General features: G+C 43.8%; 29 protein-coding genes. 11 read left to right on the top strand and 18 right to left on the bottom strand.

Annotation, left to right across the window (positions count from 1 at the left end; genetic code table 11):
• The 9 genes from LNQ49_RS05045 (at position 1) to LNQ49_RS05005 (ending at position 6,275) form a co-directional block, all read left to right on the top strand.
• Positions 1 to 1,071, top strand: a complete 1,071-nt coding sequence (locus LNQ49_RS05045) for a DUF932 domain-containing protein (protein ID WP_229987615.1) — start codon at positions 1 to 3, stop codon at positions 1,069 to 1,071.
• A 116-nt stretch (positions 1,072 to 1,187) separates the two neighbouring features.
• Positions 1,188 to 1,868: a PRTRC system protein E gene (locus LNQ49_RS05040; protein ID WP_229987614.1), complete on the top strand. Its 681-nt coding sequence runs from the start codon at positions 1,188 to 1,190 to the stop codon at positions 1,866 to 1,868.
• Between the two features lie 17 nt (positions 1,869 to 1,885).
• Positions 1,886 to 2,104, top strand: a complete 219-nt coding sequence (locus tag LNQ49_RS05035) for a PRTRC system protein C (protein ID WP_229987613.1) — start codon at positions 1,886 to 1,888, stop codon at positions 2,102 to 2,104.
• A gap of 16 nt (positions 2,105 to 2,120) precedes the next feature.
• Positions 2,121 to 3,305 carry a hypothetical protein gene (locus tag LNQ49_RS05030; protein WP_229987612.1) on the top strand — a complete coding sequence of 395 codons (1,185 nt, stop codon included), beginning with the start codon at positions 2,121 to 2,123 and terminating at the stop codon, positions 3,303 to 3,305.
• Positions 3,289 to 4,017: a PRTRC system protein B gene (locus LNQ49_RS05025; protein WP_229987611.1), complete on the top strand. Its 729-nt coding sequence runs from the start codon at positions 3,289 to 3,291 to the stop codon at positions 4,015 to 4,017. Before LNQ49_RS05030 ends, LNQ49_RS05025 begins: the two co-directional genes overlap by 17 nt.
• Positions 4,014 to 4,817 carry a PRTRC system ThiF family protein gene (locus LNQ49_RS05020; RefSeq protein ID WP_095382647.1) on the top strand — a complete coding sequence of 268 codons (804 nt, stop codon included), beginning with the start codon at positions 4,014 to 4,016 and terminating at the stop codon, positions 4,815 to 4,817. Before LNQ49_RS05025 ends, LNQ49_RS05020 begins: the two co-directional genes overlap by 4 nt.
• Positions 4,818 to 5,095: 278 nt before the next feature.
• Positions 5,096 to 5,470, top strand: a complete 375-nt coding sequence (locus tag LNQ49_RS05015; RefSeq protein WP_095382648.1) for an ArsR/SmtB family transcription factor — start codon at positions 5,096 to 5,098, stop codon at positions 5,468 to 5,470.
• Positions 5,467 to 6,069, top strand: coding sequence for a mercuric transport protein MerTP (merTP, locus tag LNQ49_RS05010; RefSeq protein ID WP_095382649.1), 603 nt, complete (start codon positions 5,467 to 5,469; stop codon positions 6,067 to 6,069). The genes LNQ49_RS05015 and merTP overlap by 4 nt, the downstream gene beginning before the upstream one ends.
• Entirely contained in the window at positions 6,069 to 6,275 is a 207-nt protein-coding gene (locus LNQ49_RS05005; protein ID WP_095382650.1) for a GDCCVxC domain-containing (seleno)protein, read from the top strand. Before merTP ends, LNQ49_RS05005 begins: the two co-directional genes overlap by 1 nt.
• Before the next feature lie 191 nt (positions 6,276 to 6,466).
• Here LNQ49_RS05005 and LNQ49_RS05000 read toward each other — a convergent pair whose 3' ends face one another.
• From LNQ49_RS05000 to LNQ49_RS04930, 15 genes are all read right to left on the bottom strand, one after another.
• A complete protein-coding gene (locus LNQ49_RS05000) occupies positions 6,467 to 6,898 on the bottom strand; it encodes a DUF3872 domain-containing protein (RefSeq protein ID WP_428978335.1) in 432 nt (143 codons plus the stop codon).
• Positions 6,899 to 6,906: 8 nt separating this feature from the next.
• A complete protein-coding gene (locus LNQ49_RS04995; protein ID WP_095382652.1) occupies positions 6,907 to 7,467 on the bottom strand; it encodes a conjugal transfer protein TraO in 561 nt (186 codons plus the stop codon).
• Between the two features lie 20 nt (positions 7,468 to 7,487).
• Positions 7,488 to 8,381, bottom strand: a complete 894-nt coding sequence (gene traN, locus LNQ49_RS04990) for a conjugative transposon protein TraN (protein WP_229987610.1) — start codon at positions 8,379 to 8,381, stop codon at positions 7,488 to 7,490.
• 22 nt (positions 8,382 to 8,403) lie between these two features.
• Entirely contained in the window at positions 8,404 to 9,690 is a 1,287-nt protein-coding gene (gene traM, locus LNQ49_RS04985; RefSeq protein ID WP_229987609.1) for a conjugative transposon protein TraM, read from the bottom strand.
• 4 nt (positions 9,691 to 9,694) lie between these two features.
• A complete protein-coding gene (locus LNQ49_RS04980; protein WP_095382655.1) occupies positions 9,695 to 9,964 on the bottom strand; it encodes a nitrogen regulatory IIA protein in 270 nt (89 codons plus the stop codon).
• Between the two features lie 19 nt (positions 9,965 to 9,983).
• Positions 9,984 to 10,412 carry a hypothetical protein gene (locus LNQ49_RS04975; protein WP_229987608.1) on the bottom strand — a complete coding sequence of 143 codons (429 nt, stop codon included), beginning with the start codon at positions 10,410 to 10,412 and terminating at the stop codon, positions 9,984 to 9,986.
• Between the two features lie 10 nt (positions 10,413 to 10,422).
• The gene (traK, locus tag LNQ49_RS04970) at positions 10,423 to 11,046 is read right to left on the bottom strand and encodes a conjugative transposon protein TraK (protein WP_095382656.1); all 624 of its coding nucleotides are present in this window, start codon (positions 11,044 to 11,046) and stop codon (positions 10,423 to 10,425) included.
• Positions 11,047 to 11,064: 18 nt separating this feature from the next.
• A complete protein-coding gene (gene traJ, locus LNQ49_RS04965) occupies positions 11,065 to 12,060 on the bottom strand; it encodes a conjugative transposon protein TraJ (RefSeq protein WP_229987607.1) in 996 nt (331 codons plus the stop codon).
• 1 nt (position 12,061) lies between these two features.
• Positions 12,062 to 12,694 (bottom strand): DUF4141 domain-containing protein, encoded by a 633-nt coding sequence (locus tag LNQ49_RS04960; protein ID WP_095382658.1) that lies wholly within the window; start codon positions 12,692 to 12,694, stop codon positions 12,062 to 12,064.
• A 26-nt stretch (positions 12,695 to 12,720) separates the two neighbouring features.
• Positions 12,721 to 15,225 (bottom strand): TraG family conjugative transposon ATPase, encoded by a 2,505-nt coding sequence (locus LNQ49_RS04955; RefSeq protein ID WP_229987606.1) that lies wholly within the window; start codon positions 15,223 to 15,225, stop codon positions 12,721 to 12,723.
• Positions 15,222 to 15,554, bottom strand: a complete 333-nt coding sequence (locus tag LNQ49_RS04950; RefSeq protein WP_229987605.1) for a DUF4133 domain-containing protein — start codon at positions 15,552 to 15,554, stop codon at positions 15,222 to 15,224. The genes LNQ49_RS04955 and LNQ49_RS04950 overlap by 4 nt, the downstream gene beginning before the upstream one ends.
• A 9-nt stretch (positions 15,555 to 15,563) precedes the next feature.
• Positions 15,564 to 15,869: a DUF4134 domain-containing protein gene (locus tag LNQ49_RS04945; protein WP_095382661.1), complete on the bottom strand. Its 306-nt coding sequence runs from the start codon at positions 15,867 to 15,869 to the stop codon at positions 15,564 to 15,566.
• Between the two features lie 283 nt (positions 15,870 to 16,152).
• Positions 16,153 to 16,785 (bottom strand): conjugal transfer protein TraD, encoded by a 633-nt coding sequence (locus tag LNQ49_RS04940; protein ID WP_229987604.1) that lies wholly within the window; start codon positions 16,783 to 16,785, stop codon positions 16,153 to 16,155.
• Between the two features lie 2 nt (positions 16,786 to 16,787).
• Positions 16,788 to 17,204, bottom strand: coding sequence for a DUF3408 domain-containing protein (locus tag LNQ49_RS04935; protein WP_163399440.1), 417 nt, complete (start codon positions 17,202 to 17,204; stop codon positions 16,788 to 16,790).
• A 4-nt stretch (positions 17,205 to 17,208) separates the two neighbouring features.
• Positions 17,209 to 17,976: a ParA family protein gene (locus LNQ49_RS04930; RefSeq protein WP_163399439.1), complete on the bottom strand. Its 768-nt coding sequence runs from the start codon at positions 17,974 to 17,976 to the stop codon at positions 17,209 to 17,211.
• Between the two features lie 648 nt (positions 17,977 to 18,624).
• Between LNQ49_RS04930 and mobA the strand changes: the two genes are divergently transcribed.
• The gene (mobA, locus tag LNQ49_RS04925) at positions 18,625 to 19,068 is read left to right on the top strand and encodes a conjugal transfer protein MobA (protein WP_229987603.1); all 444 of its coding nucleotides are present in this window, start codon (positions 18,625 to 18,627) and stop codon (positions 19,066 to 19,068) included.
• On the opposite strand, the gene LNQ49_RS04920 is transcribed toward mobA, so the two are convergent.
• Both LNQ49_RS04920 and LNQ49_RS04915 read right to left on the bottom strand, forming a co-directional pair.
• Positions 19,060 to 21,486 (bottom strand): DEAD/DEAH box helicase, encoded by a 2,427-nt coding sequence (locus LNQ49_RS04920; RefSeq protein ID WP_229987602.1) that lies wholly within the window; start codon positions 21,484 to 21,486, stop codon positions 19,060 to 19,062. The two genes, mobA and LNQ49_RS04920, sit on opposite strands and share 9 nt — an antisense overlap.
• Positions 21,487 to 21,492: 6 nt before the next feature.
• Positions 21,493 to 22,248: a Hachiman antiphage defense system protein HamA gene (locus tag LNQ49_RS04915; RefSeq protein WP_229987601.1), complete on the bottom strand. Its 756-nt coding sequence runs from the start codon at positions 22,246 to 22,248 to the stop codon at positions 21,493 to 21,495.
• Positions 22,249 to 22,605: 357 nt separating this feature from the next.
• On the opposite strand from LNQ49_RS04915, the gene mobB reads away from it, so the two are divergent.
• On the top strand, positions 22,606 to 23,901 hold the full coding sequence (mobB, locus tag LNQ49_RS04910; RefSeq protein WP_229987600.1) for a conjugal transfer protein MobB: 1,296 nt from the start codon (positions 22,606 to 22,608) through the stop codon (positions 23,899 to 23,901).
• Positions 23,902 to 23,927: 26 nt separating this feature from the next.
• On the opposite strand, the gene LNQ49_RS04905 is transcribed toward mobB, so the two are convergent.
• Complete coding sequence (locus LNQ49_RS04905) at positions 23,928 to 25,307, bottom strand: hypothetical protein (protein ID WP_229987599.1); 1,380 nt, start codon at positions 25,305 to 25,307, stop codon at positions 23,928 to 23,930.
• Between the last annotated feature and the right edge of the window lie 89 nt (positions 25,308 to 25,396).

Here is a 25,396-nt window from a genome sequence, read left to right as displayed (position 1 = left end):
ATGGCACATAATATCAATTACAACAGTCAAACAGGAAATTATTCTTTTTTCAGCGTGAAAGAGAAAGCGTGGCACGGGCTTGGGCAGATAGTGGAGCAGTACCCGACAAGCGCCGAAGCCATAGCACATGCAGGACTTGATTACGAGGTAGCTAAAAGCCCGCTGTACACCAAGGCTTCGGGCATTGTCCTGCCTGCGGGCGGTATCGTAACGAAAAACAGCGAACTGGCAGTCCCTGACTGTTTTGCCACCGTGCGCACCGACAATAATACTGTACTGGGCGTTGTTGGGAAAGACTACCATATCGTACAGAACCGTGAGGCGTTCCGTTTCTTTGATGCCATTGTAGGCGGGGAGGGGATACTGTACGAAACAGCAGGGGCGCTCGGGCAGGGGGAACGCATCTTTATCACAGCCAAACTCCCTGACTATATCCGTGTGGGCAAAGGGGATGACGTGACCGAAAAATACATTTTCCTGACCACCTCCCACGATGGGAGCGGAAGCATCACGGCGGCTTTTACCCCCATCCGCATCGTATGCCAAAATACGCTGAACGCATCGCTTCGCTCCATGAGCAACGTGGTGCGAATCCGCCACACCTCAGGGGCAAAACAGCGCCTTGATGATGCCCACAAAGTAATGGGACTGGCGAACACCCTGACCACGCAGTTGCAAGGCATTTTCAATGAGTGGGCAAAAGTAAAGGTGTCCGATAGCGAGGTTAAAAAACTCATCCAGCTGGCACTTTGCCCGAATAAGGAAACGTTGGATTTAATCAAAAAAGGGGCGGAGCAGGACGTTTCAACCGTCTTTAAAAATACCGTGGAGGATGCTTTTGCCTACGCCATGGCAAGCGAATCACAGCAGATGGAAACCACTAAAGGCACGCTTTTCGGGGCTTACAATGCCGTGACGGGCTACTATCAGAATGTAAGAAAATATAAAGACGAGCAGGCCAAACTGCAGTCCATTGTCATGGGTGGCACAGCTCAGGAAAAAGCCCAAAAGGCATTTGATTTATGTACGGTTTTTGAAAAGAGCGGAGCGGAAATCCTAAGCCTTAACTAGAGCTTACAGGCGGTCGCCTTACGGGGCGACTGCTTTAAAAAACGACAGGATATAAGCGCACTTATAGCCCTGCATATAGAAAGGATGCAACAAAAAACATTTTAAAATTTACAGCAATGAACACTAATTTTTTTAATCAGGTAGCGCAGTTGCAAATCACGGGTGATTTGCACATAACCATTGCAAAGGGCGCAGAAAACAAGCTTATCGTACTGGTCATGCTTCAAAACGAGAATTGCACCGACAGTGCCAAACACAGCATACCGCCACTGAACCTTACAGGAACAGCGGAAGAACTTGACCATGGTTTTTTTGAAAACATAACCACACCCATGCAGACCGCCTCAGGTCTGATGGTCGATATGGAAGGCTATATGAAACAGTTGGAAGCCACCAAAAAACAGTCGGCAATGCAGAAGGAAAAAGCCGACAGCCAAAAAAAGGAAACCGAAGCCAAAGACAAAAAGTATACGGATGCCATGGCAAAAGCGGACGAACTGGAAAAAGACGGCAAATTCCGTGAGGCATGGATAAAAGTGCCTGAAATACACGAGTTTCCCTTTAAGGCGGAGGAGATACGCAGACGCAAATCCGAACTTTCGGCACAGTTTGCGCCCGACCTTTTCGGCAGTACAGTAGAGAAGTCAGCACCCGAACCGCCCCGTGAGGCACTTTTTCCACACTATCCCGATGAGGTCGAAGACCCCGAAACAGAAGTGGAAGAAACAGAAGTGGAAGAAACAGAATGGGAAAAAACAGAATACTGTGAGGACGACCCCGAAGAGCAGGGATATTAATCTAAAAAACGGAAATCATGTTATTATCGACACACTTACAGCGGGTCTTTATACTCAAAGACAAGGGGCAGGAAATCAGGCTTTCCGACCCCGAACCACGATGGAGCATCGAGGCGGTACTGCATTTTTATGCTCCGACCTATCCGATACTGACCACCGCCAAAATATCCGCCCCTGCAATCAGGGACGATGCGGTCGAATACCGATTTGAAACGGTAATGGGGACAAAAGGATAACCAAAATTTAAAAGCCATGAATCATGCAAAAGACAATTATTTCAGGGACAGTAAAACTGCCTGCGCAAAAAAGACAAAAACAGCTTCACGAACAGCTCAGCGGGTTTATGCACTCGATGCAAAGACCCAAAGACCTGGGCGAGGTACAGAAGGACAAATGCCTCTGTGTGCCTGCGCAGATGCTACCGATGGTTTTCTAAAGGTTTCTTTTCTGCCTAAACTCTATCAGGGCGAAAAGGCACGGGCTTGTCAGGAAACTGAAAAAATGCAGTCTGATTTTTATGCCTCCCTTGAGCGTCTTTCGGGGCATTACGGTGTTTCGCCAATGCCGACCCGTCATTTGGAATATCCTTATAATATGGCACTCGCTGTATGGGATTTGGAGCAGAAGCTGAAAAACAGCTTTATTAATTTTCAGGAAATAAGGGTACTACAGGACGGCTTTAAAACGTATCTGGTCAGCGAGGAAAAATTCAATACAGGCACAACCCTGTATTATATCCCGACCCATCCGATTTATCAGATGCTCAAAGACCCTGAGCGCAAAAAAAATGCGCACCTGCTTCTCTCTATCTGCTCTTATCTGTACCATATTACGAGTATCCCATACTACAGGGAGCAGGGCAGTTACCTCTACTGGCTCTATGAAATGCACAGGGAATGGACGGAAGAGGAACAGGACAGGGAAGAAAACGAGAGGTACGTGCGGGAGTTTGACAAGGCAGAACTTATCGGGGACTGTATGGGACAAAAGTTTTTCAGTCCCATGAACCTGAACTTTTTTGAAAAACGGCTTAACGGTTTTAAAAGCCGTGATAACTTTGATAAACAGTGTTTGGATATAGGCAAAAAAGCTTTTGCTATATACACCGATTACCCCAATGAGAGCATTTTTCGAAATGCATCCGTACACGAAGAGGATGAGGATGAAGACACGGAAACCGAGAGCATTGGCATGGAAAAGTATATTTCATTTATTTCCGATACCAAAGGATGGCTCTATGAAAGTATTCAAGAGAGCATCAACAATGAATTTAACGAGTACGGTTCTATGGATGAGCCTACCATTATAAAACACTTTGACGGGCAGGAACTGCCCAAAAACAGTCTTGATTTTGAAAGCCGGCTGTTTGTGCTTTTGGACGATCTCTGCGAATTATTGTATAACTACACACCACTACAAGATGAACACTTTAACTGATATCACCCAAGATTTCGGGACACTCTACCACCCGAAATCCGCCCTTGTTTTTTATGAATCACAAGGAGCGCAGAAAGATATTTACGTCGAGCATTTCGATATGGACAAAAACGGCACGCCCATCAATGCCCACCCGCTTACAGAGCGTGAAGCCGAGGCGCTTGCAAAAGCGCTTGTAACCGAAAAGCAAAAGCAGACCGCCTTTTTAAAATCGGGCGGGATACTGCCGACAAACATCCTGCACATCAATCCGAGCAGGGACAAAGGCGCAGTGATATGGTACACCAAATCCCAAAAAAGAAGCCTTTATTTTATAGAATCGCTGGGCATACCGTGCGAAACAGCGTATGTCCCGCCCATGGTCTGGCAGGCTACCAAAAACAGCCTGCGGGTCTTTGCGCTTTCGGGCAATAAAAGACCCACCGAAAAAACACCGCTGTACTTCGCCCCGTTTTTCAATATCTATGAGGACGGCAGGGTCTGTATGGGGTCGGTCAATATCAGCATTACCGAATCTGCGTGCGTGGAAGACTTCACAAATGCATGGGAAGATTATTTTTTCAACAGTTATTTCAGCCATTTAATGGGCGAGGCAAGTCCCGTAAAAGGAAACTGCGTGAGCCTTTGGAAAGACCTTGTCTCATCGGGCAGACCCTTTCCGACAGCCCTTTTAAAAACCAATAACAAAACCCTTAAAAACCTATTGTCATGAAAACAGGAAAAACCAAAGTCCATTTTACAGACCCGTACCTGATTAGCCCGACAAATCCCATTACGGTCAACCTCATAGGGGCAGGCGGTACAGGCTCAAAAGTGCTGACTGCCCTGATGGAGATGAACCACAGCCTCGTATCGCTGGGGCATGCAGGGCTGTGCGTCCGCCTTTGGGATGATGACATTATCACAAATGCCAATCTGGGCAGACAGCGTTTTGCACCCAGTGAGACAGGGCTGTACAAATCCGTGGCACTTATCAACCGTGCCAACCGTTTTATGGGAACAAACTGGAAAGCCGAAACCGTTAAATTTAAAAGGGACTGCTTTGGAAAACTGCCCGCAAATGCAAAGGCAACGATTTATATCACGTGTACGGACAGCGCAGGCTCCCGTTTTGAGATTGCCGATATTTTAAAATACAGCAATCAGAGGCATCACAGGGACGACCCGAAATACTGGATGGATTTTGGCAACAGCCAGTACACGGGTCAGGTTGTTTTGTCCACCGTTGGGGAGATTCGACAACCCAAGTCTGGGATTTTTGAAACGGTGGAGCGCCTGCCGTTTGTGACCGAGGAATTTGGCGAATTGCTAAAGCAGTCGGAAGCGGTGGACGACACCCCAAGCTGTTCGCTTGCCGAGGCGCTCGACAAACAGGACTTGTATATTAATTCTGCCTTGGCGCAGATGGGATGCTCGCTGTTATGGAACCTCTTTCGTGAGGGGATGACACCCAACAGGGGATTTTTCCTGAATTTGAAGGATTTCCGCTCACAGCCCATCGGGGTGGGATAAGCCCGAGGTCGGGCGGCAAAAAGGCACTCCTTCCTGCGGGCGGAGCGCCTTTTTGCGTTTTATCGGTGCAGCGCTTTTGCTAAAATGCAGTGCCCGCTATTTTACCAAAACCGCTGCGGCGTATTTTTAAGGGATGTTCAGCATCCCTTTTCCTGTTTTGGCCGGGGAGCCTCTCTTTCCCAGAGAATAAATTCCGGGTCACCATCCCAAAAAATAAAAAATATTTGAATTTGTATTTTAGTATTTGCTTAAATAAGCAATTTGGTTATCTTTGCATTATGGACAATACTTCTTGCATAAGACAACAGGCAGACATTAAGCAGATTATTCGTTGCAAAGAACGGGTTTCAGAACTTCATGTCTCTTTTGACTATTTATCAAATGGACTTGAATTGGCAGGCAATAAGGTAAGGCTGAGGATTTTGTTTCTGCTTTATGAAGAAAAACGCCTTTGTGTTTGTGATTTAAGCGATATTCTGGGTATGACTATTTCAGCAGTCTCCCAGCATTTACGAAAACTCAGGGACAGGAACCTCATTGTAACCGAAAGGGAGTCACAGACTATTTTTTATTCATTGACAAAAGAATACGAAAATATGCTCAACCCATTTTTTAAAATACTGGACAATAATAAAATTGCAGCAACAATATGAAAACGGATAAAAAACTAATCGGCACCGGGCTTTTTACAGCAGTAGCAGCTTCACTTTGCTGCATTACACCTGTTTTGGCGCTGATTGCAGGAACAAGCGGGCTTGCTTCAACTTTTTCCTGGCTCGAACCCTTCAGGCCTTATCTAATCGGTTTGACAGTTGTAGTGCTTGGTTTTGCCTGGTATCAAAAGTTGGAATCGCAAAAAAACGCTGACTGTAATTGTGAAATAATTGAAAAACCGAATTTTATGCAAACAAAATCATTTTTAGGGATTATCACCGTTATGGCGGCTTTACTTTTATCTTTTCCAATGTATGCCCATATCTTTTTTCCAAAGGTTCAAAGTACAGCCACTATTACCCAAACTTCCAAGATTCAGAAAGTGGAGTTTACAATTAAAGGAATGACTTGTGCAGGTTGTGAGCATCACGTTAAAACTGAAATTAGCAAACTAAAAGGAATTATCGAAGTTGTGGTTTCTTATGAGAAAGGAAACGCCATTGTTCGTTTTGACAGCAAACAGACAAGTATTGATGAAATCGGGAAAGCGATCAACTCCACAGGCTATACAGCACTAAAAAGTAAAACTATATCATAATGGAAATAAAGTTAGAGTCAATCATAACCTGTCCAAACTGTGGGCATAAAAAAGAAGAAATAATGCCGACAAATGCCTGTCAGTATTTTTACGAATGCGAAAAATGCAAGACAATGCTAAAACCTTTGGAAGGTGACTGTTGTGTGTATTGCAGTTATGGAAGCGTCAAGTGCCCGCCAATCCAGGAAGGTGCAAAATGCTGCTAAATGATTTAATTCTTTTTCATTCTGCCACGCAGCCTATTGCAAATCTCAACAACCGTTATTTGTTTTTGGTGACGCCAATCACGGTGAAGCAATTGTATGTATAAACAGTCAGGTTTTATAACCTTGCAAATAAAAAAACGGAGTTGTAAATAGTTTACAACTCCGTTTTTCTTAAACGGATAATTATCTTTTTAATCACTATTACTAAATTCAAAAGTGAGTTTCTTCTCGTTTCCAAAATTATCTGAAATCCAAACATCGAAAGATTGTGAAACGAGGGACTCAGAGGTGTAATACAGCCTGAACCGCTCCTGGGGCAGTTGATATAAGTCGTTCGGCAAGTAAGGGGCATCTTCATAATACCGCAGTGTTCCCTTGCCCTCGAATTGAAAGTAGCGCAGGAAATACTGCGCGCCTGCATAATTGCCGTCCCTTTCAATGGTAATTCTTATCTCCACTGTTTTTCCATGGGCAATACCTGCGGGAACCGGCATTGTTTTGACCTCAAAAGGAAAATTATGCTGTATTTGAAGTTCGTCACTCTGACACGATAAAAGGGTCAAGGATAACATGAGGACTGGCAGTAACCCTATTTTGAATCTGTTAAAAATTGCTTTCATCATTTTAGGTTTTAAAAGTTATACCTTAATCCCAAACCAGCCGAGGGGCGGAGCTGCTGCAGGCCAGTGCCAAACAACACTTTTATGCGGCCCTGCAGCAAAAGCACCAGATGATCGGACAGGTAGGTTTCATAAGACAACCGTCCGCCGGCGCCGTAAAGGAAGCTGTCTTCGCTTATTATTTTAGCCCCGTCCTGCAGCAGATCCTCACCGCGGTTGATGCTCTCATAACCCAAAACTCCCGTAAGGGCTGCATTCAGGACAATATTCCTGCGGGCATCGCCCAGCAGGAAGAAACTGTAACCGCCTTCCGCGATATAGGTTTCCAAAGGCAGGTTCAGGCCTTTGTACTTCGAATACTGGTGGCTGTACTCCAATGTCCAAAGCTGATAACTGCCGTTTTTGCCATTTATGGTCATGCCAAGGTTCAGGAAATAATTACGCCATGGGCTATCACCGGATAAGGTTCCGGTATTAATTTCGAATCCTTTTTGCCTCGGGATCATGCGCTGTGCGTTGGTCATAATAATGCTGGTCAATACCAGGATCACTGCATAGATATATTTTTTCATTTTTCTGTTTTTTATCGTTGTTAAAATTTCAGGTGCATGTCATTGATCAGCCTTGCTTTTACCAAATCTGAATTTTCCAGCTCCAGTATCTGGTGCCTGCCTCCGTTTTTCTCGAAAATCTCAATTACCAACAGCTTGTCATCAGCGATGGTAAACTGGTCTAAAAGGAAAACATTCTGGTCTGTGCTCCTTCCTGGAATCTCCGTAAGGGGCTTGAACATGCGAAGCGGGACCAGCGTTATTTGCTGAGCGGCAGTGCGTCTGGCTGTTTTTTTGTCTATCACCTTGAAGCTCATAAAATCAATGACGAAAGGGACATTGGTTTGGTTTCCAAGTTCCGTATGAAAATAATACCTGCCATTGTGGATATAAATTCCCTTTAAGGTGAATTGTATGCCGAAACGCTTCGATGCAATGTGTTTTACGATTCGCTTATTTTTTTTGTAAATGGTTTCCAGTATCAGTACAGCGAGCGATGGCGGAGTTTTCCCAAGCTCTTCAAAAAGAACGCCGTTTCCCCTTGCCTTGTCCGTGGCTTTCTGCATTGCCACAAGATCATAGCTGAGAGTAGGCGGGCTGGAACTGTAGTGCACGTTAAAACTGTAAAAACGGCCGTCATCGGTAATTACTGAAAAGTTCGTTTCTTCTTCAAAATTCTTGACCGATGACTTGACGCGCAGCACATTTTCCGCATCCTGGGCCTTTTCCGCAATCAGGTGTTCGCTTCCAAGATCCACATATCGGATAGCCGAAGGGAAAATAAGATGCGAAGTTTTGTCATAGGTAACCTGCATATTGTAGGGTTCTATCTTTGCGAACTCAAGGTTTTCGATTTGGTTCTCCTGCGCAGATGAGGTCAGTGAAAAGGCTATTAAAAGGGCGGTTGCCCAAAATGTTTTGAAATGATTTTTCATAATAATTTATTTAGGATTGCTGTTATTTTTTAGACACCAGAAAGACCTGATGTCCCGCTTTCAGGATCACTTTAGGCGTTCTTACTTTTTTGGAGAAATAGCCCGAGATGCCCTGGACTACGCCCCGGCTTAAATCCGCGGCCATTTGCTGTCCCGCAGACTGTGTCATCATAAGGCTCGTCCCGGACTGCTGGCTCATATTGCCCGCCATTTCTGTAAGGGCATTCCTTTCAGCTGAATAGGGAACAGCTACGCCCTGCTGTCCGTCCAGGTCATAAATGGTGATGTCCGCCGGGATAATAATACCGTCCAGTTCGATTGAAGTGACTTTTAACTGCAGGCGTCCTGCCTGTATCTTGGCATTCGCCGTTACCATTGTTCCTGCCCTTACAGTAAGACCTGACATCCGGGCAGGCTCTAACAAACGAAGGGAAACAGCTGTCTCACCAATAATGGTCTGAGACTGGTGCACGCATGCCTTCACGCTGTTTTTTGGCTGTTGCAGCTCTTCTGATTTACCTGCGGTGTAAAATCCGTGGTTTCCGTTTTTATCCCATTCAGCCAGAAAAGTGCTGTCGGAAGGTTGGCGGTACAGCGAGGATACCCTGTTTTTTTTTGCGGGAATTAATGCTTCAAAAGCCTCCTTTTGTGAGTGTGCAATCGGCGCAGCAGTGTTTTTGCCTACAGGCTCTGCAGGACTGGATCCGGATGGAAGGTACTTGGCGGCCATCTGATAGGATTTTTCCATAAGTGCCAATTGGTCATCAATAGTGACAGGGGCGGGAACATCCTTTTGGGCGAGTTCCTCCTTGAGCTCCTCGAGTTGCCTGCGGAGTTCTTTTGTTTCACCGGTCTCTTGCTGATAAAAAGAGCCCAGCGTGCTTTGTGCATTGCGGTAGCTGTTCAGCGCTGGATTGTTTGGCTCTTCCGCCTGATCAGGCACGGTTTCTTTCTGCTTATCGCTGTCCTGATTCCAGTAATCGGACAGCGTTGTTAACGCTTTCTTTTTTTGCTCTTCTTTGTCTTCGAGCATTTCCTGCTCATACGCTTTCTCCTTGTCTTCCTGCAGTACCGATTCGCTTGCCTGCGGCACGCTGTCATTCAGCCCGATATTTTCGATCTGCTTTTTATCTGTCGAAGGATTAAAAATCAGATACAGGCAGCCGATGCAGACAATACCCATCAGGGTAAAAATCAGCGGCTTTTTAAGACGCTCGACAGTTCCCTTTTTTTCATCAGGCAAAAACGAGGTACTGCTATGGCCGGTCCCTTCTGAGAGAAGGCTGACCTTTTTCTTAGTGTCTTTCATAATCTTATTGTTTTAAAATAGGCTTTAGGGAATCCTGCAAAGGCGCCGGACTTTGTTTTCCTGACGGGGCGGGGTTTTCGATATGGTCTACAGCCATGCTATTTCGGGCAGCTGCAGTATCACGGCAGACATTGAAAATGACAACTCCGGTAAGCAGCACGTACGCTGCAAAAAAGTACAGTATCACCAGATGCTGCCTTTTTACAGGCATCGCTTCCCAGTCCTTATCAAGCTTTTCCAGCCACTGGTCTATTTTTGTTCTTAAATTTTTCATAACGTTATTATTTCTGTTTTCATAGCTTGAAACGTTTAGCGGACCTATCTGCTTTTTGCTCGTGTTCTTCACTCACCAAAGCGACTGCCTGAGCTGCGCCCGGTGCAGATAGCACAGACAGGTTTTTCAGTTCCGATTTTTTCAGCAGCTGTCCAAATTGGTCTTTCCTTGCAACCTCCATTGCGCTCAGGGAAAATTTACCGGCAAGGTATTTTACCAGCATAATGCATCGTACACTGGGCTTGTCCGGGCCCGACCATTGCAGGTAGCCTGTCAGCAGCAAGTCCTCTTCGGGTAAACAGTCTGTTTCTTTTCGGCAGCTTTCAAGGTATTCCCCGATGCTGTCTTTGAGCTTTCCGGCATGCGCACCCTGCGTATGGAAATAACCGCTATATCCTTTGTCAGTTAGGACTCTCGCGAATGCGTCTAAATCTAATAATGCTTCCATGAGATTTTTTTTAGCGTTCAATAACTTCTATGTCCCTGTTTTCAACCACCGCAAACTTTTCAATAGTAAAGCCCTGAGGGTTATTGTCCGAACGCACCGAGTTGACCAGTAGGCAGGATGTAAGCAGACTGCGCCGGGTCACATTGCTGGAGCGTATTATAATCTGCCGGGCATAGCTTCTCACCGCATACGGATACGTCTCGAAATTGCAGACCACACTGTCTATCTCGATACGCTGCTGTACATTGCCCGATATGATACGGCCGTAATAGCCTTTCTCCAAAAGGTCCTTGTAATAGTCAAAGGCGCTTTTATCGGCAAGGTTAAATGCCCTTTTCATGTTGCTTTCAATGGCATTTTTATCCGGTGCCAGGGTAAAGAACAGTTCGTGAAAGCGCCTTACGTGCTCGCGTGCTTCAACCGGACGGTTGATCGAGGCGTCCTGGGCAAGTGCCAGCATGAGCGATTTGCCATTGTCCAGCACATAAATTTTCTGGCGCTGCAGCTCGGCAAAACCGTACGATTTCCAAAGGGCGTATCCGGTCACCGTTGCACAGAGCCCGGCAAACAAGATAGCGTAGAGCCTGATCTGCCTAAAACTGTTTTCTATATTTCTCAGTGTTTTAAATTCCATTTTATTGAATATTTATAGTTATTTATTGATCAGCCTTCCGGCAATGTTGCCAGCGGCCGATCCTGCTCCGGCGCCTGCGATATTTCCGGATTTCATGGCAGTCTGGTGAACGTTTCGTGAAAAGTTTCCTGCGCCTCCTGCCTGTATAATCCAGCCTGTTACCGTCGGAATAGTAAAATAACCCACGATACCGATGATCATAAAAATGATGTACACCGTGTTTGAGGTATCAGGAATGAAAGAGGGATCTGCAAGCATTTCAATGTCCTTTTCAATGATCAGTGACTGGATCCTGGCTAGCATTGAGCTGAACAGGTCCGCTACTGGAAGCCAGAGATAAACGCTGACGTAACGGGTAATCCACTGGGTGAGTGTTGACTCAAAGCCGTCCCAGACTGATATGGCAAATGCAATAGGGCCAAGGATCGAGAGAACAATCAGAAAGAAAGTCCGTATGGTATCGATAACCAGCGCTGCAGACTGAAACAGTATTTCAAGCAGGTTGCGAAACCATTCTTTTATTATTTTCTCTATCTGATAGGTCTGCCTGTCCATATACATTCCGGCCATAGTCCCGATATCCGAAGGAGACCAGCCCAGCTCGTCGAGTTTCTTGTCAAACTCCGCGTCCGATACCATATAGGCGGTCTCGGGATTGCGGATCATCGCTTCATGCTCCAGCTGGTCTTTTTTTGCCTGCAGATCGTTCAGGTCCAATACCTGATCTTCCAGAATGCTGTGCGTTCCGTGGACTATCGGGCTTAATACGGCATTGATAGTGCCCAGTACAATGCTCGGGAAAAACATGATGCAGAGCCCAAGTGCAAAAGGGCGCAGCAGCGGGTAGACATCAATAGGTTCTGCCCGGCTGAGCGCCTGCCAGACTTTCAAAGCCACAAAAAACAGTGCCCCGAGTCCGGCAAGTCCCTTGGCTACTGCCGCCATATCGGCTGAGAGTGGCAGCATCTCATCATAAAGTGAGCGGAGGACCTGGTGAAGATTATTAAATTCCATATCACCAGTATTTTTGGTCAGGAGTGCCGTAAAGCTCAAGCACCCTTTTGGTGCTGTTCTGCTTTTTAGCCCTCAGGATGCTGACCGAAATATTCTTGTTGGTGTAGTAGCGCACCAGGCTGTGGTATTCTTTAACCTCCTTGTATACACGGTCAACAATGTCCATGCGTTCCTTATCACTGAGCGACAAGCTTGATGAGGTTACAATCTGCTTGAGTTCTTTTAAAAGCTCGGTACTTTCTCCCAGCAGCGCCGAATACCCCTTGGCAATAGCGGTTAGTTCCCTTGCCGAAAAATTAGGGTCACTGAGCATCCTGCCGAAATTCTGTACATACATTTCCGATACATCGCCCACCAAGAGTACTGTCTGCTGTACCTTGCGGGCGTCTTTTACCAGATTATTAATGGCCTGCAGCTTGTCATAATATTCCTTGCCCTGCTTGTATACCTTTTCGACTTCCTTGAAGTTTTTAACTACATTGCTTACCGTAGAGGAAGTCTGTATGATTTCGTTTGCGCTGTTGAGAATCCCCGAGGCCAGGTTGGCCGGGTCGGTAACCACGAACTGCGCTTTTGCTGATGGTGCAGCGGCAAGCATAATTGCCGCAGACACCATAAATAATATTTTTTTCATTTTTATAGATTTAGAATTATTACTAATTATGGATTTTCATGCTCGCGCCTCCTTATGGCTATCTGCTTGATGGCGAGCTCTACATTTCCCCCAAGTTCCGAGGCAAGCTGCATCACTTCCAGTTTTTCGGTTTCTTCGGTTGTGTAGGCATAATACTCTTCGAGGCTGACTTCGGTGGCATAGACCGCAGAGTGCGTTCCTCCAAGTCCGATCCATACTTCCTTGTAAAGGCGTGATGCATCATTGTTCATATTAATGGAAAGCACCTGTGCCTTTTCTTTATCGGTCAGCCCCAGCATCGCTTGGATATCATCAAACTTGTTCATGTATTTTCGCTGGTCAAGCAGGATTTTGCAGTCCGAATTGTTGATGATGCTTTCCTTGACAATAGGGGACTTGATAATATCATCAACCTCCTGGGTTACCACAATGGCTTCTCCAAAGAACTTGCGGACAGTCTTGAAAAGATACTTGAGGTATTCGGCCATTCCTTCCTTGGCAATCGCTTTCCATGCCTCTTCGATCAGGATCAGTTTACGGATACCCTTGAGCCTTCTCATCTTGTTGATAAACACTTCCATAATGATGATCGTCACAATGGGAAACAGGATTTTATGGTCCTTGATCGCGTCGATTTCAAATACTATAAAACGCTTGGAAAGCAGGTCCAGCTGTTTATCGGAATTCAGAAGGTAATCGTATTCGCCTCCTTGGTAATAAGGCTCCAGCACATTTAGGAAATTTGCTAGGTCAAAGTCTTTTTCCCTTACCTGCTTTGCTTCCAATACCTGACGGAAATCCTCCTTTATGTAACGGTAAAAACCATTAAAAGAAGGAAATGCATCAAGTTGCCTGATCCTTTCAATATAGCCGCTCACGGCATTGGAGAGTGCCACCTCTTCGGAGCGCGTGGGAGGCTCGTCATCACGTTTCCATAAGGTCAGTATGAGGGTTTTGATGCTTTCCCTCTTTTCAATATCGAAAACCCCGTCGTCGGTATAGAAAGGGTTAAAAGCAATGGGATTGTCCTCGGTATAGGTAAAATATACCCCGTCTTCGCCTTTGGTTTTTGCCTTGATAAGCTCGCACAAACCCTGATACGAGTTGCCGGTATCCACCAGCAATACATGCGCGCCTTGCTCATAATACTGCCTCACCATATGGTTGGTGAAAAAAGATTTGCCGCTTCCCGAGGGGCCGAGTATGAACTTATTACGATTGGTAATGATACCTCGTTTCATCGGCAGGTCCGAAATGTCCAGATGGATCGGTTTCCCTGTAAGCCTGTCCGCCATGTTGATACCAAAAGGAGATGGCGAATTATGGTAATTGGTTTCCTCTGTGAAGAAACACAAAGCAGGCCCGATAAAAGTGTAAAAGCTTTCCTCGCTGGGGAAATCTCCTGCATTTCCTGGCATTCCCGCCCAATACAGTGTAGCGGTATCAGTCGTGTTAAGCCTTGGCTTGCATTCCATAAGGGCCAGTGCGCTCCCGCAGTCGTTCTTCAGCTGTTTGAGCTCGGATGGGTCGTCCGACCATGCCATGATATTGAAATGCGCGCGGATGGAAGACAGTCCAAAAGAATGTGCCTCATTGAGATAGTGTTCGATCCATTCTTTGTTGATCTGGTTCGCGCGGCTATATCGTGCCAGCGAGTGCATGTTTCGGGCTGACTTTTCAAACTTGAGCAGGTTCTCCTCGCTGTTGTCCAAAAACAGGTACTGGTTGTAAATGTGGTTGCAGTTCAGCAGCAGTCCCACAGGCGCAGCAAAAGAAAGTCGGCAGTCACTGCGGTCGGTGGACAGTTTTTCATATCGCGTATCAGCCGATACAGATGAGGGCAGGTTGTCGGTGTCAGAAAGGGTATGCAGGCACAGCCTTTTGTTTCCCACACGGACCTCTTCGCTGCCCAGGGCAATATCCTGGAGCGGTGTTCCGGTTTCCCTTGACAGGGTCAGGTACTGTTCCAGCAGTCCCTGTCTGTCTTCAGATCCAATAATGTCGTCTTCACTCATCCGACTGATTTTGACAAATCCGCAGTCGTTTATAATGCGCTCAAACTGCGCTACGGCTTCCATAAAACGATGTATTGTCTCTTTGTCCCGTATTTTCTTTGGTATCAGTGTACCTTTGCATAGCGAGGAGAAATTGCTCTGCATCCTCATGCGCTCTTTGGTGGTCTTGGTAAGGAACAGGTAGCAGTAATGGTTCAGGAACGGACGCTCATTAAAGTGCCGCTGGTAAGACCTGGCCAGAAAACTATGGTCATCCTTATCTAATTCAGGATCATAATTTTCCCTGATGTACCAGTCCTGTTTATGGACGACCGTAAAATCTGGCAGGGTCTTAATGGCCTTATGCCAGGCAGAATGAATAGCTTCATACTCGGCCGAAGCCACCGTGAAGAGTTCGGGCAGCCGGACTTCAAAGCAGGCAGTAATATCGGCGTCCTTGGAAAGGATGCAGTTGTTCTCTACTGCCAGCAGTGGAAATCTGCTTTCCAGTGTTGTGGTCTTGGCTGTATTTCTCATGCCGTAGTGGGTTTAGGAGTTGGCCTTAAGCAGCGACGTACTGGTTTTCGGCAGATGATGTATCGGGGATGCCTTTTTTTTGCTCCGATTTTCATCAGTCCGTGTTCACCGTACTTTCTGTTGAGCGAGAAGGTCTGCCACACGATCAGCGAAGCACCGCCTGCCCCAAGAAAAAGACAGATATAGGAACTGGTTCCGGCCATATACAGTATCATGACCAGGATAAGTATTCCAAGCAGTCCGCCTGCGAAAATGAAAAGGTACTGCGCCTTGAGCCCCCTGAACTCGACTGTCCTTCCAATACCTTTGTTGATGTTGTACGTATCCATAGTGCAGGGTTAAAGGAAGAAGGAGCGCAGTATGGTAGCCGCTACAATAAGGAAGATACAGGCTCCGAACCAGCTTGCCGCGGTTTTTGAGGTGTCGGGGTCCCCGCTGCTGAATTTGTTATACACTTTAACCCCGCCAATTAACCCTACTACTGCGCCTATGGCATAGATAAGCTGAGTGGCAGGGTCAAAATAAGAGGTGACCATCTGCGTGGCTTCCGTGATACCTGCCGTACCGTTTCCCTGCGCAGATAACTGTAAGGATGACAGCACTAACATTGCTGCCTGCAGGATTTTTTTTCTCTGTTTTTTCATCATTAAACACTTTAGATTGTTACTGTATTCCCGCACTATGCGGGCTCTGACGACAAAAGTGTGATGAAAATTGAGTGCCTGCAGGGAAGTGGCTTTCTGTGGAACTACTTGGCAGTCAGATGTAGAAAAATGTAATTTTCAGGCAAAAAAAAACGCCGAAACGACAGTGTTTCGACATTAAAATTTGTTATTTGAGCGCCAACGAAAAAGCTAAGTATTTGTGTCCTTTAAAACTTAAACTACCTAATGTATCAATCATTAAATAATAAAGGGGATTTTGCCTTTAGACAAAATCCCCAATATCAAAATCATTGAAATCATTTTTCCGCAGATAAGAAGAACCGGAATCCTTTTCAGAGGAAAGGCTGCCGTCCAGCAGCTCTGCTATTTTTCGGGAAGCACTTTCCATGGAATTTTCCAGCAGGCTGAATAATTCGGTTCCTTGTATTTTTTGAACTAATGCAATGGCTGTTTCCTTTTGGGATGGCTCCAGCTTGTCCTTTATCAGCAGCATCCCCACAGCGCTTAGTTCCTCGAAGGTAACCCCTTGGGCAAAACCGTCATTCCATGCCGACATTCCATAGCCGTTCCATTCTTCTTCTTCCTCTTCCAAATCGGGCTGATTTCTGAAAACATCGTCCAGTTCTTCCTGCGGAATTTCTATATCAAAATCTTCTTTGTCGATTTCAATATCAAAATTATCGGTTTGTTGTTTCTTGTTGCTGTTTGGGCGCTCATCTGCATGCTTTGGCGTCGAAAGGCGTTGTACGGTTTTAGGCTGTCCCATAACATTAGGCAGTTTATGATTGGGTTTCCCACGAACAGGCTTTTCCTTTTTCCGTATCTGAATACTAATTTTATCATGCAGGAGTAGGGCCATTACAGCCAAAAGGCATATCAAAATCAACGTTTCCATAATTAAAATATAGGTTTGTACTTATCATTAAAACTTGAGATAATCTGCTCACCGAACTCCTGAAAATGATATTCGAGCAGATTGTCCAGATACGCGTAAATGCTGATCTTATCCTCTCCAATAACCTGCACAATACGGGTAAGCTTCTCATGAAAATCTGGCCGAATATATACTGTTTTTCCTTCACGGGCATTGGTTTCGGACTTTTTAAAAAAGAGGCTTTCGTAATTTTCTTCAGCTGGTTTTTTGATTTTGGCGCGCTCTTTTGGAAAATCTTTTTCCTTGGATTTTTTTATCACGTCTCTAGGTTGCTCGGAAGGAAGCTGCAAACCTTCTTTTTTTACGCCCTCTACCATCAAGTTCATCATCATCTCCTCGTTTATTTCAGGAATGGCTTTTTTGTTATTGTATTTTTCCATGATGCTATAATTGGGTGATTTGTAAAAATTCTTTCATAAACTGGTCCAGACGGCAAGTGCTCATCAGCCGCTCATCAGGGGGCATCAGGGTGGAACGAAAAACAGTTCTGGCATCTGCTTCGCTTTCTTTGCGAAAACGTGTGCTGTTCATGATCTGGCAATCCATTAGGCTCAGGCCCAGCTCATCAATAAGTTTGTTATAGACCTCGTACAGAGGGGAGCGTTCACGGCCGTCTACCTGATTCCAAAACAGGTTAATTGTTTTTATGGACGTATCCCCTTTTTTCATAATAACATCCTTCATAAGCTGGGTAAAAATAAGGGTGCTTTCCATCACCACACGGTCCGCTGTGATCGGCGTAAAAATGTGATGCATACCCGCCAGGGCTTTCAAAATGCCAGTAGTGTTTACTGTTCCCGGAAGATCAAAAAAGATATAATCAACAGGAGCTGATAGAGAATCTACAAAGTCATGTGCCGCCTGAAGCACTCCTTCGGCTTTATGCTGAAAGATCGGATACGCTTTCTTGTTGATAGCTGTAAACTGCCTGAAAGCAGTCTTTTTTAAAAACTCATTTTCCATGACCATTGCTAAATCACGTTCTTTCATTTTCATGAGACTGTGCTGCGGGAAGTCGGCGTCGAATACCGCCACATTGTAGCCAAGGCGGTAATGAAGGGTACTGGCGGCAAGCGCCGTAAATGTACTTTTGCCTACACCTCCCTTTTGGGAGGAAAAAGCAACGAATACGGGTTGGTTTTCTGTTTTCATTTTTTATGTATTTAATATTTACTTATATCTGTGCGCACAGTTGTATGTACCTTGGTGGACCTTTCAGTGTGCACTTATGCACTTGGCCGTATGCTTGCATGATGTGGTATTTATGTATTTACAAGAGTAGATGCATTTTTATCGAGTTATATACATTGGTATGTATTTGTGATTCTATTTAAATACAAACCCAAATCTGTAAATCTGGCCCTGTGCAGCTGCTTACATAATTGATAAATTACGTCCCAACATACTTACATCCCTGCGCCTTTTTGCACATACAAAGAAATGCAGGTATATATGTGCTTCATTTTAGATGGCACTAATTGGCGTTCAAAGACTTTTTTTGGTATTCTGTTGATTTATAGTACTTTGATAGAGAGTGCTTTCTTTTGTACTGTGATATTAGTAACGGACTTATGCAAAAACAAATAAACATTTCTGGCAATAAAGAGGACAGCGTCAGGCTGTCTTTCCCTCTATATTTAATCCGTCCCGAAGGGCGGATTTTTGTGTTCGCCAGAACACGGCAAGTTGTGTTTTGAGGCACTCGAAACTGAGTTCGTGCCCCAAAACAACTTGCCCTTCCGGGGGCTGGAAAAACCTTCCGAAGTCAGGTTTTATTGCAGAAGTTATAATCGACTTAAGATGAAAGAAGAAAATAAAAGAAGAGGCGGCAAAGGGGGCAGGAATCCGAAAATTGATCCCAGTATACACAGACATGTTTTTCGTCTGACTGAAAAGGAAAATGCGAAGCTGTTATCGCTATATGAATCGTCGGGAATGCACAATAAGGCAAAATTTATCATCTCCCTTTTATTTGGAAAAGAAGTGAAGACGGTGAAAATAGACAAGGGAACAGTTGATTTTTATATGCGGCTGACCACATTGCATAGTCAGTTCCGGTCAGTAGGAGTAAATTATAATCAGGTTGTGAAACTTTTGTACCGTAATTTTTCGGAGAAAAAGGCAGCAGCGTACTTGTACAAGTTGGAAAAACAGACTGCCGAATTTGCCGCATTGTGCCAAAAAATTATCCTGATTGTACAGGAATTTGAAGAAAAACATTTTAAAAACGATAAATTAATTTAAAAAGCGTTCAATTTCAAATCTGTAGAAGTCATTAACTGAGTTTTTATACGCTTCAAATTCTGGACGTGAACGCAGATTATTGTACTCGTCAAAATATAAATATTGCAACTGGCTGTCATTCTCAAGTCTGGAAATCAGACTGACACTAAGGCCTATTTTTGATAGATCGATTTTAGTCTGGTCCGTTGTACCGTAGATATAGGTATTGTAGTCATCCACGGAAATAAGTTTATAGTCATATAACATGATTATAAATTTGTTCAGTTTGAAACTAATAAAATCATCCTCCATCTTCAGTTTGATAATGGCTAAATTAATCAGTTCCACATCCGTTTTTGTCCCAAGGTTAATGTAAAGTTTTGCTTCTTGCTGGCTTTCGGTCCTGCCGACTTCGCCGTACGTTTTTCCAAAAAAGGTCAGGGGATTCCTTTCAGCAATACGTGTCTTAAAATAGGTAAACATACTGTTGACGTTTTCCTTGAGCGCCTTTTTCTGACTGATTGTAATATGATAATCATAGTATCTGCGGGCCTGCGGATATTGAAGCCGCTTAAATTCCGCATCTTTGACATCTGCATTATTTATGAATATGTAGTTGATCTTGCCCATCATGTCAAGTAGTGTCCAGCCCGGGCTGCTTCTAACCATTCCCAGAAGCTGGTCGAGCCTTCGGCAAATAGTATCAAGATCATCGTAAAAATTAGAAATTCCGGACTCTATGAGATACTGCTTAACGCTTTCAAAAGAGTTCTCAGGCGTTTTTGTAAGGAATGTTTCATCCTCCTGCACTTGGACGAAATGATCTTTTTTCCGGTCTCTTTCGCTTTTGGTCAGTTTGGCCACATTAAAGGTATCAAGAGTTGGGTTGTGTACAGCATCCTTGAAAATACGGCTGCGAAGCAGTCCGATTTTTGCAGCCATCTTTCCGTCTTTCCTGTTGAAAAGCGTACTGTTAACAAAGTGAACCGTTGGAAGCAGTTTTGCAAGGTCATTGGAAGCGGATGAAAAAATAGTATTTAAACGATTGACCCTGCCGATTAGGTTTGTCAGTTCCTTTCCTCCAAGTGAATAGGTGTTCAATATATACAGATTGTCGATCGGCAGGTTCATTCCTTCCAGGATCACAGAGTTTGCAATGATGTATTTAATTTCCGGGAGATCTTTAAACTTGCTTTCCAGATATTCTTTGATAAGGTCCGGTAGCTTGCCGTGAAGGTAAATAATCCCGTGCTGCAGATGGTTTACCGCGTAGAATTTTTCATGAACCTCCTGCTTTAGGATTTTTATAAGTTCGTACACGGGCCCCGAGCTGTCAATTATCGGAAGGTGGCGCGCCAGTTCTTTGGCAGCCAGTTCTATGCTAACAGGACGATAATTATACAGGAAATTTTTCTTGGCAGAAGTGGCGCTGATGTAGGCAAACATATCTTTAAAATGCCCCACGCCGTACTGTTCATTAACGAACCTGTTATATACCGTTACATTTCCATTCACGTTAAATTCATATATCTCAGGCTCTTTTATGTTGAAAGGAATTTTATGCTGGCTGATACTTTGCTCCTGCGCAACCTTAAGGCTGTGCGCATCCTCAATCAGCGGGGAAAGGTAGACCACATTCTGATCGGGGTTTAGTACGCGGTTTTTTGCCAGCAGCCGTGAAAGTAGAATACTGCGAGGGTCATCCTTTAAAATGTTATGTGCCTCATCAATAAATAGCACATTAAAAAAGATGGCATTTTTGCTTAATAGGCGTAATGCACGCTCTTGGGTAAAAACTGCGATAAAAGAATCCTGGCCCTGGAACATTTCATCATGAATGATAATTTTTTTACCAAGACCTGCATTTCGGACCATCTTATAGGTCTGCATAAGAAGTGACTTGGTAGGTACGATGATGGCGATCCTGCTTTTTACTGATGCATATTTTTTGATATAATCTACAATAACGGAACTTTTACCGAATGAAGTTGGGGCTACATAGCTGACTTCTAAAGTTTTGTCGGAAAGCAGCTTTCGCTTACTGTTGTACTGATGTACGGTTTCTATATATTCCTCGTGTCTGTAACGCTCCAGTTCAATGCCGATGCAGTGGTCTTCCAGAGATTCCTGTTCCAGCAGTCCGTCGTTCAAAATTGCTTTGGCAACCGGATAATAGCCGAAGTTGGCTGAAAAATCATAAAGAGGGGCGTAGTCCTTGTAGCGGGTACTGTACTTTAGTATGATATAGTAGGCGAACTCCGCATAGCTTGTTAACCTGTTGTCGAGTTCGTAATTTTTCAGAAATATGATAGCGCAGCCTAAAATATATACAATTTCCTGATGGGTCAATTCAGTACCAATGGTCAGTTTTTCCATTATTGTCCTGAAGGATTCAATTTTATTTATATCCGTAAGTGCTGCTTTTTCTGTCTGGTTCATAAATAATTAAGGTTTTGTCAAGTACTGCCAAAAAAGCTGCAAGGATTTTTTAGTCACGCAGACAATCTTGATTTTTTTAAAGTCAAATTTTGAAATCGTATTCTCAATCTCAGTTTCTAATGCGGCAGTATCAGTTGCGGTCCATGTGCCGTTTAGAAAAATTGTCGAGCCCGGAATTATGTTGAAGTCGTTAATCTTATGATATACTTTGGTGTCAAACTCGACAGTAAATTTTTTGATGTTTGCCCTTACATTTGAATTAGCCCCCACATCAATATGAGATGCATGGTTATAAGCCTCCCGCCAGGGATTATTCGGGGTATTTCCGGCTAATTTCTCCTTTAGGTCATTGTATGATTCTTTTACTTTTGAACCATGTGAAACTCCTGCGGTGGTACTCATACCGGATTTGCTTTCCAAAATCCACTCTTCCTTATCATGAAAATAATAACCGTCAAAGCCCTTTTTAATAGAATTTTCCTCCAGATTAAAAAATAGAAATTGTGGTTCAAAACCTTCTTCATTTAAATACAGGTGTATAAAAAATTCAGCTATTGCTCCCATTTCTAAAGTCCTGCCTTTCTTTGGCGTAAGGTAATTTACAACGCGCTGCTTGACTCCGTTTAAATCGACAGTTACATTTCCCTCACAAATTTTAATGAATTTATTATCCAGCGAAGTTTTTAGCGCCGTATCGATATTTTCAATGTCTATAATACATAAATCATTGCCACACTTCAATTTTTTAATAGTTGCATTCAATGTTTTTCAAAATTAGACATGTTAGATAATCGGATAGTTGGTAGGTAAAAATATTAATAAATTATAAGATTATCCTTTAAGTTTTAATAAAATAAATATGAACATCGTTTTTTATTAGCAAATATGCTGGAGATTATCCACGGTATGCGCTGGGGCTTTCTGGTTTATAGTTATGATGAAGTGATGCTTTTCAGTATAAGACGCAGACAACTGAAGCCATTGGCGACCACTGTTAAAACTTGAAACTCCTTGGGCTTACATTTGAGATAACGCCGGAAGTGCCGGGATCTCACTATTTGAATTGTTCAGTTAAAAATGCTGGATCGGCATCAGCGGTTCTTTATAAATAGAAATGGAATGATAGCGAAAATAGGAAGAGGAAGCAATTTGTATGGTACGCTGGAATATAACCTGCTCAAAGTCCAAAAAGATGAAGCGTCTGTTGTCTTTACAAGTAAAATAATTGAGACAGTAAACGGTCAGTATTCCGCGGCCCAACTGGCCAGATCGTTTCAGACTTTGCTGGCATCAAACCGAAATACGGAAAAACCTGTAATCCACATTTCACTCAATCCAGATCCAAAGGATATCGTAGACGATAACAGATTCAGGGAAATGGCAGCAGAATATATGGAAAAAATGGGTTACGGGCGGCAGCCATTTGTAGTTTTCAAACACACAGATATGGAGCGTACCCATATCCATATCGTATCGGTTTGCGTCGATGAAGACGGCAGGAAAATATCTGACAAGTTTGAAAAAAGACGATCCATGAACCTATGTAGGGAAATGGAAAAGAACTTTGAACTGATACCTGCAACGGAGAAGGAACTTCGCCAGACCCCTATTTTTTTTTATCCTGTAGACCATCTGAAAGGGGATATAAAAAACCAAATCGCTTCAGTTGTAAGGCACCTTTCCAAGTATTACAAGTTTCAGACTTTGGGCGAATACAATGCCCTGCTGTCATTGTTCAATATTACGACAGTCAAAGTGCAAGGAGAGCTTCATGGAACAAAGCGTAATGGGTTGGTCTATATTGCTCTTACAGAAAACGGGGATAAGGCGGGATATCCGTTGAAAGCTTCGCTATTTGGTAAAAATGCGGGGCTGGCAGGACTTTACCTGCATTTTGCGAAATCCAAAAAGTCTTTAAAGGGCGGTGCAGGAAAAGCGAACCTTAAAGCAACGATCAATAAGGCGGTACAATCAACACCCAGTGAAAAGGATTTTAAAATATACCTTGCTGGACAGGGTATCAACGTTGTGGTTAGAAGCAATGATAAAGGACGTATTTACGGCATGACTTTTATTGACCATAATTCCAAAGCGGTCTGGAACGGTTCGGGACTGGGTCCGTTATTTTCGGCGAATACCTTTAATGAGTATTGGAGAAATGCCGAGATGCGCCGGAAAAACGAAGATAGCGATCAGGATTTGTCAGCAAAACAGCAAAACACCTTGCAATCTACTGCTATTGACAGTCCGCATGAATTGTTCGGCTTTCTGGATTTGCATCCCAATTATATTAATCCGCGTGATAATGGGATTGTTGATGCGCTGGGGGGACTGCTGCCTGAAGCACATGAATTTGACTGGGAAGAACTAAAGTTTGTCAGCCAGCTGAAGAAAAAAAGAAGACAGGCAAAATAGTACTGAAATGAAAAAAAGATGGCAGATCAAGGCAGGTCAATTTCCCAATGCGAAGCATCCGTTATTGTAATTTCATCCTCATTAATGACCAAAAATGTTTTTTTAATTGGCGGAACAGGATTAGTAAATGAGGTTGCCGGGCTCACGGTTTCATCAAAAAACCATTCCTGATAGGACCTGCTGTATGACTGGAAAAAATGATAATAAATCCAGCAGAGCCTATTTTGCCCCGGTTGAATCTTTTCCATTGTATTTTTCATCTTTTCAAATCTTTTCCTTTCAACTTCCGGACCATCGAAGGTTTCCATTCCGATATGGATAATGGCATCGGTATCTGAGCTGAACTGTCCAATTGCATCATAGATATGGCTGCGAACATCTCTTGCTTTTGCAGACAGCGCGTCACTTGAGTCGCAGTATGAATGGACTCCGAAAGCATTTGTCATTTCTCTTATATAAAGATTGTTCGCATTGTCATCGCCAACAAAAAACATTTTTCCGATAAAACCTGACGTAAAGGCCGAATGATCGACAGGCTTTCCGGATATGAGCTCGAGATGCTGGGGAGAATGGCTTTTTACAAAATGCATTTTTAAATGGTTTTGAATGGCAGGTATATCAATATAAGATAAATTTATTTCGACTTCCTTGTTCGAAATCAGCCTGCCTGACTTTGTTTTCTTGTCAATGAGGTCTTTAAGAATATCAAGTAGATATGTATCGCGAAGTGAAACCAGCTCAACGTGAAATGTAATGTCGAGCAGTATATTATGGTGAAGCAGTATTGTACTGATGTGCGAAACAAGGATCTGCCTTTTTGCTGTTTCCTTATACGTGTAGTCGGAGCTCTTCTTTTGCCTTTTGCATTCGACCTCCCATTGCTCTTCTCCTTTCAATACCAAAAAATCGGGGGTTTTGCCTGATTTTCCTTCTTCAATTATCTTAACTTCCCATCCGTTTCTTATCCACAATAGGGCGGTTAACATTTCAAATAAAAATGAATCAGCCTCTGCGGTTCTTTTGTTTAGAAGTTCCCTCATTTTTTTGTTGATACCTTCTATGCCTTTGAGAAATTGCAGGTCGCTTCCCAAACGTTTGAATATTGGCAGCACCCTCGCTCCCTGGTAAAATTCATATTTATGACGCTCGTATAGATAAGTATGAACCAGATACAGATACCAGCCAATCTGGTCTTTTTGAATGACCAACAGGGTTCCCTTGTCTATTGATTGGGAAAAAGGTTCGGAAGTCTTGACGATGCCGCCTAGGTAATTTTCGATTTTTATTTTTCGGTCATTCCAGTCTGATTCCTTGACATAGCTTCTAAACCACTTGTAGGCACTTTCAATTTCCGGGTCGTGATATGAAATTTCCGGAAATTGAGATAAAGGCATCCTTGGAATCATCGAATAATATTTTAGAATTAGCAAGACAAATTACTCATTGTTATGCATTTATGCAAATAAAAGAAATTTATTAAGTAAGCTCAGAAAAA

Origin of the sequence: Flavobacterium pisciphilum (genome assembly GCF_020905345.1) — a bacterium.
Taxonomy (GTDB): domain Bacteria; phylum Bacteroidota; class Bacteroidia; order Flavobacteriales; family Flavobacteriaceae; genus Flavobacterium; species Flavobacterium pisciphilum.
The sequence above is the reverse complement of the archived record's forward strand: the minus strand, read 5'-3'. Positions and strand labels throughout refer to the sequence as shown.

Excerpts from the sequence above, each read along its gene's own strand:
- LNQ49_RS05045 (WP_229987615.1), top strand. The coding sequence starts at position 1 with ATGGCACATAATATCAATTACAACAGTCAAACAGGAAATTATTCTTTT.
- LNQ49_RS05040 (WP_229987614.1), top strand. The coding sequence starts at position 1,188 with ATGAACACTAATTTTTTTAATCAGGTAGCGCAGTTGCAAATCACGGGT.
- LNQ49_RS05035 (WP_229987613.1), top strand. The coding sequence starts at position 1,886 with ATGTTATTATCGACACACTTACAGCGGGTCTTTATACTCAAAGACAAG.
- LNQ49_RS05030 (WP_229987612.1), top strand. The coding sequence starts at position 2,121 with ATGAATCATGCAAAAGACAATTATTTCAGGGACAGTAAAACTGCCTGC.
- LNQ49_RS05025 (WP_229987611.1), top strand. The coding sequence starts at position 3,289 with ATGAACACTTTAACTGATATCACCCAAGATTTCGGGACACTCTACCAC.
- LNQ49_RS05020 (WP_095382647.1), top strand. The coding sequence starts at position 4,014 with ATGAAAACAGGAAAAACCAAAGTCCATTTTACAGACCCGTACCTGATT.
- LNQ49_RS05015 (WP_095382648.1), top strand. The coding sequence starts at position 5,096 with ATGGACAATACTTCTTGCATAAGACAACAGGCAGACATTAAGCAGATT.
- merTP (WP_095382649.1), top strand. The coding sequence starts at position 5,467 with ATGAAAACGGATAAAAAACTAATCGGCACCGGGCTTTTTACAGCAGTA.
- LNQ49_RS05005 (WP_095382650.1), top strand. The coding sequence starts at position 6,069 with ATGGAAATAAAGTTAGAGTCAATCATAACCTGTCCAAACTGTGGGCAT.
- LNQ49_RS05000 (WP_428978335.1), bottom strand. The coding sequence starts at position 6,898 with ATGATGAAAGCAATTTTTAACAGATTCAAAATAGGGTTACTGCCAGTC.
- LNQ49_RS04995 (WP_095382652.1), bottom strand. The coding sequence starts at position 7,467 with ATGAAAAAATATATCTATGCAGTGATCCTGGTATTGACCAGCATTATT.
- traN (WP_229987610.1), bottom strand. The coding sequence starts at position 8,381 with ATGAAAAATCATTTCAAAACATTTTGGGCAACCGCCCTTTTAATAGCC.
- traM (WP_229987609.1), bottom strand. The coding sequence starts at position 9,690 with ATGAAAGACACTAAGAAAAAGGTCAGCCTTCTCTCAGAAGGGACCGGC.
- LNQ49_RS04980 (WP_095382655.1), bottom strand. The coding sequence starts at position 9,964 with ATGAAAAATTTAAGAACAAAAATAGACCAGTGGCTGGAAAAGCTTGAT.
- LNQ49_RS04975 (WP_229987608.1), bottom strand. The coding sequence starts at position 10,412 with ATGGAAGCATTATTAGATTTAGACGCATTCGCGAGAGTCCTAACTGAC.
- traK (WP_095382656.1), bottom strand. The coding sequence starts at position 11,046 with ATGGAATTTAAAACACTGAGAAATATAGAAAACAGTTTTAGGCAGATC.
- traJ (WP_229987607.1), bottom strand. The coding sequence starts at position 12,060 with ATGGAATTTAATAATCTTCACCAGGTCCTCCGCTCACTTTATGATGAG.
- LNQ49_RS04960 (WP_095382658.1), bottom strand. The coding sequence starts at position 12,694 with ATGAAAAAAATATTATTTATGGTGTCTGCGGCAATTATGCTTGCCGCT.
- LNQ49_RS04955 (WP_229987606.1), bottom strand. The coding sequence starts at position 15,225 with ATGAGAAATACAGCCAAGACCACAACACTGGAAAGCAGATTTCCACTG.
- LNQ49_RS04950 (WP_229987605.1), bottom strand. The coding sequence starts at position 15,554 with ATGGATACGTACAACATCAACAAAGGTATTGGAAGGACAGTCGAGTTC.
- LNQ49_RS04945 (WP_095382661.1), bottom strand. The coding sequence starts at position 15,869 with ATGAAAAAACAGAGAAAAAAAATCCTGCAGGCAGCAATGTTAGTGCTG.
- LNQ49_RS04940 (WP_229987604.1), bottom strand. The coding sequence starts at position 16,785 with ATGGAAACGTTGATTTTGATATGCCTTTTGGCTGTAATGGCCCTACTC.
- LNQ49_RS04935 (WP_163399440.1), bottom strand. The coding sequence starts at position 17,204 with ATGGAAAAATACAATAACAAAAAAGCCATTCCTGAAATAAACGAGGAG.
- LNQ49_RS04930 (WP_163399439.1), bottom strand. The coding sequence starts at position 17,976 with ATGAAAACAGAAAACCAACCCGTATTCGTTGCTTTTTCCTCCCAAAAG.
- mobA (WP_229987603.1), top strand. The coding sequence starts at position 18,625 with ATGAAAGAAGAAAATAAAAGAAGAGGCGGCAAAGGGGGCAGGAATCCG.
- LNQ49_RS04920 (WP_229987602.1), bottom strand. The coding sequence starts at position 21,486 with ATGAACCAGACAGAAAAAGCAGCACTTACGGATATAAATAAAATTGAA.
- mobB (WP_229987600.1), top strand. The coding sequence starts at position 22,606 with ATGATAGCGAAAATAGGAAGAGGAAGCAATTTGTATGGTACGCTGGAA.
- LNQ49_RS04905 (WP_229987599.1), bottom strand. The coding sequence starts at position 25,307 with ATGATTCCAAGGATGCCTTTATCTCAATTTCCGGAAATTTCATATCAC.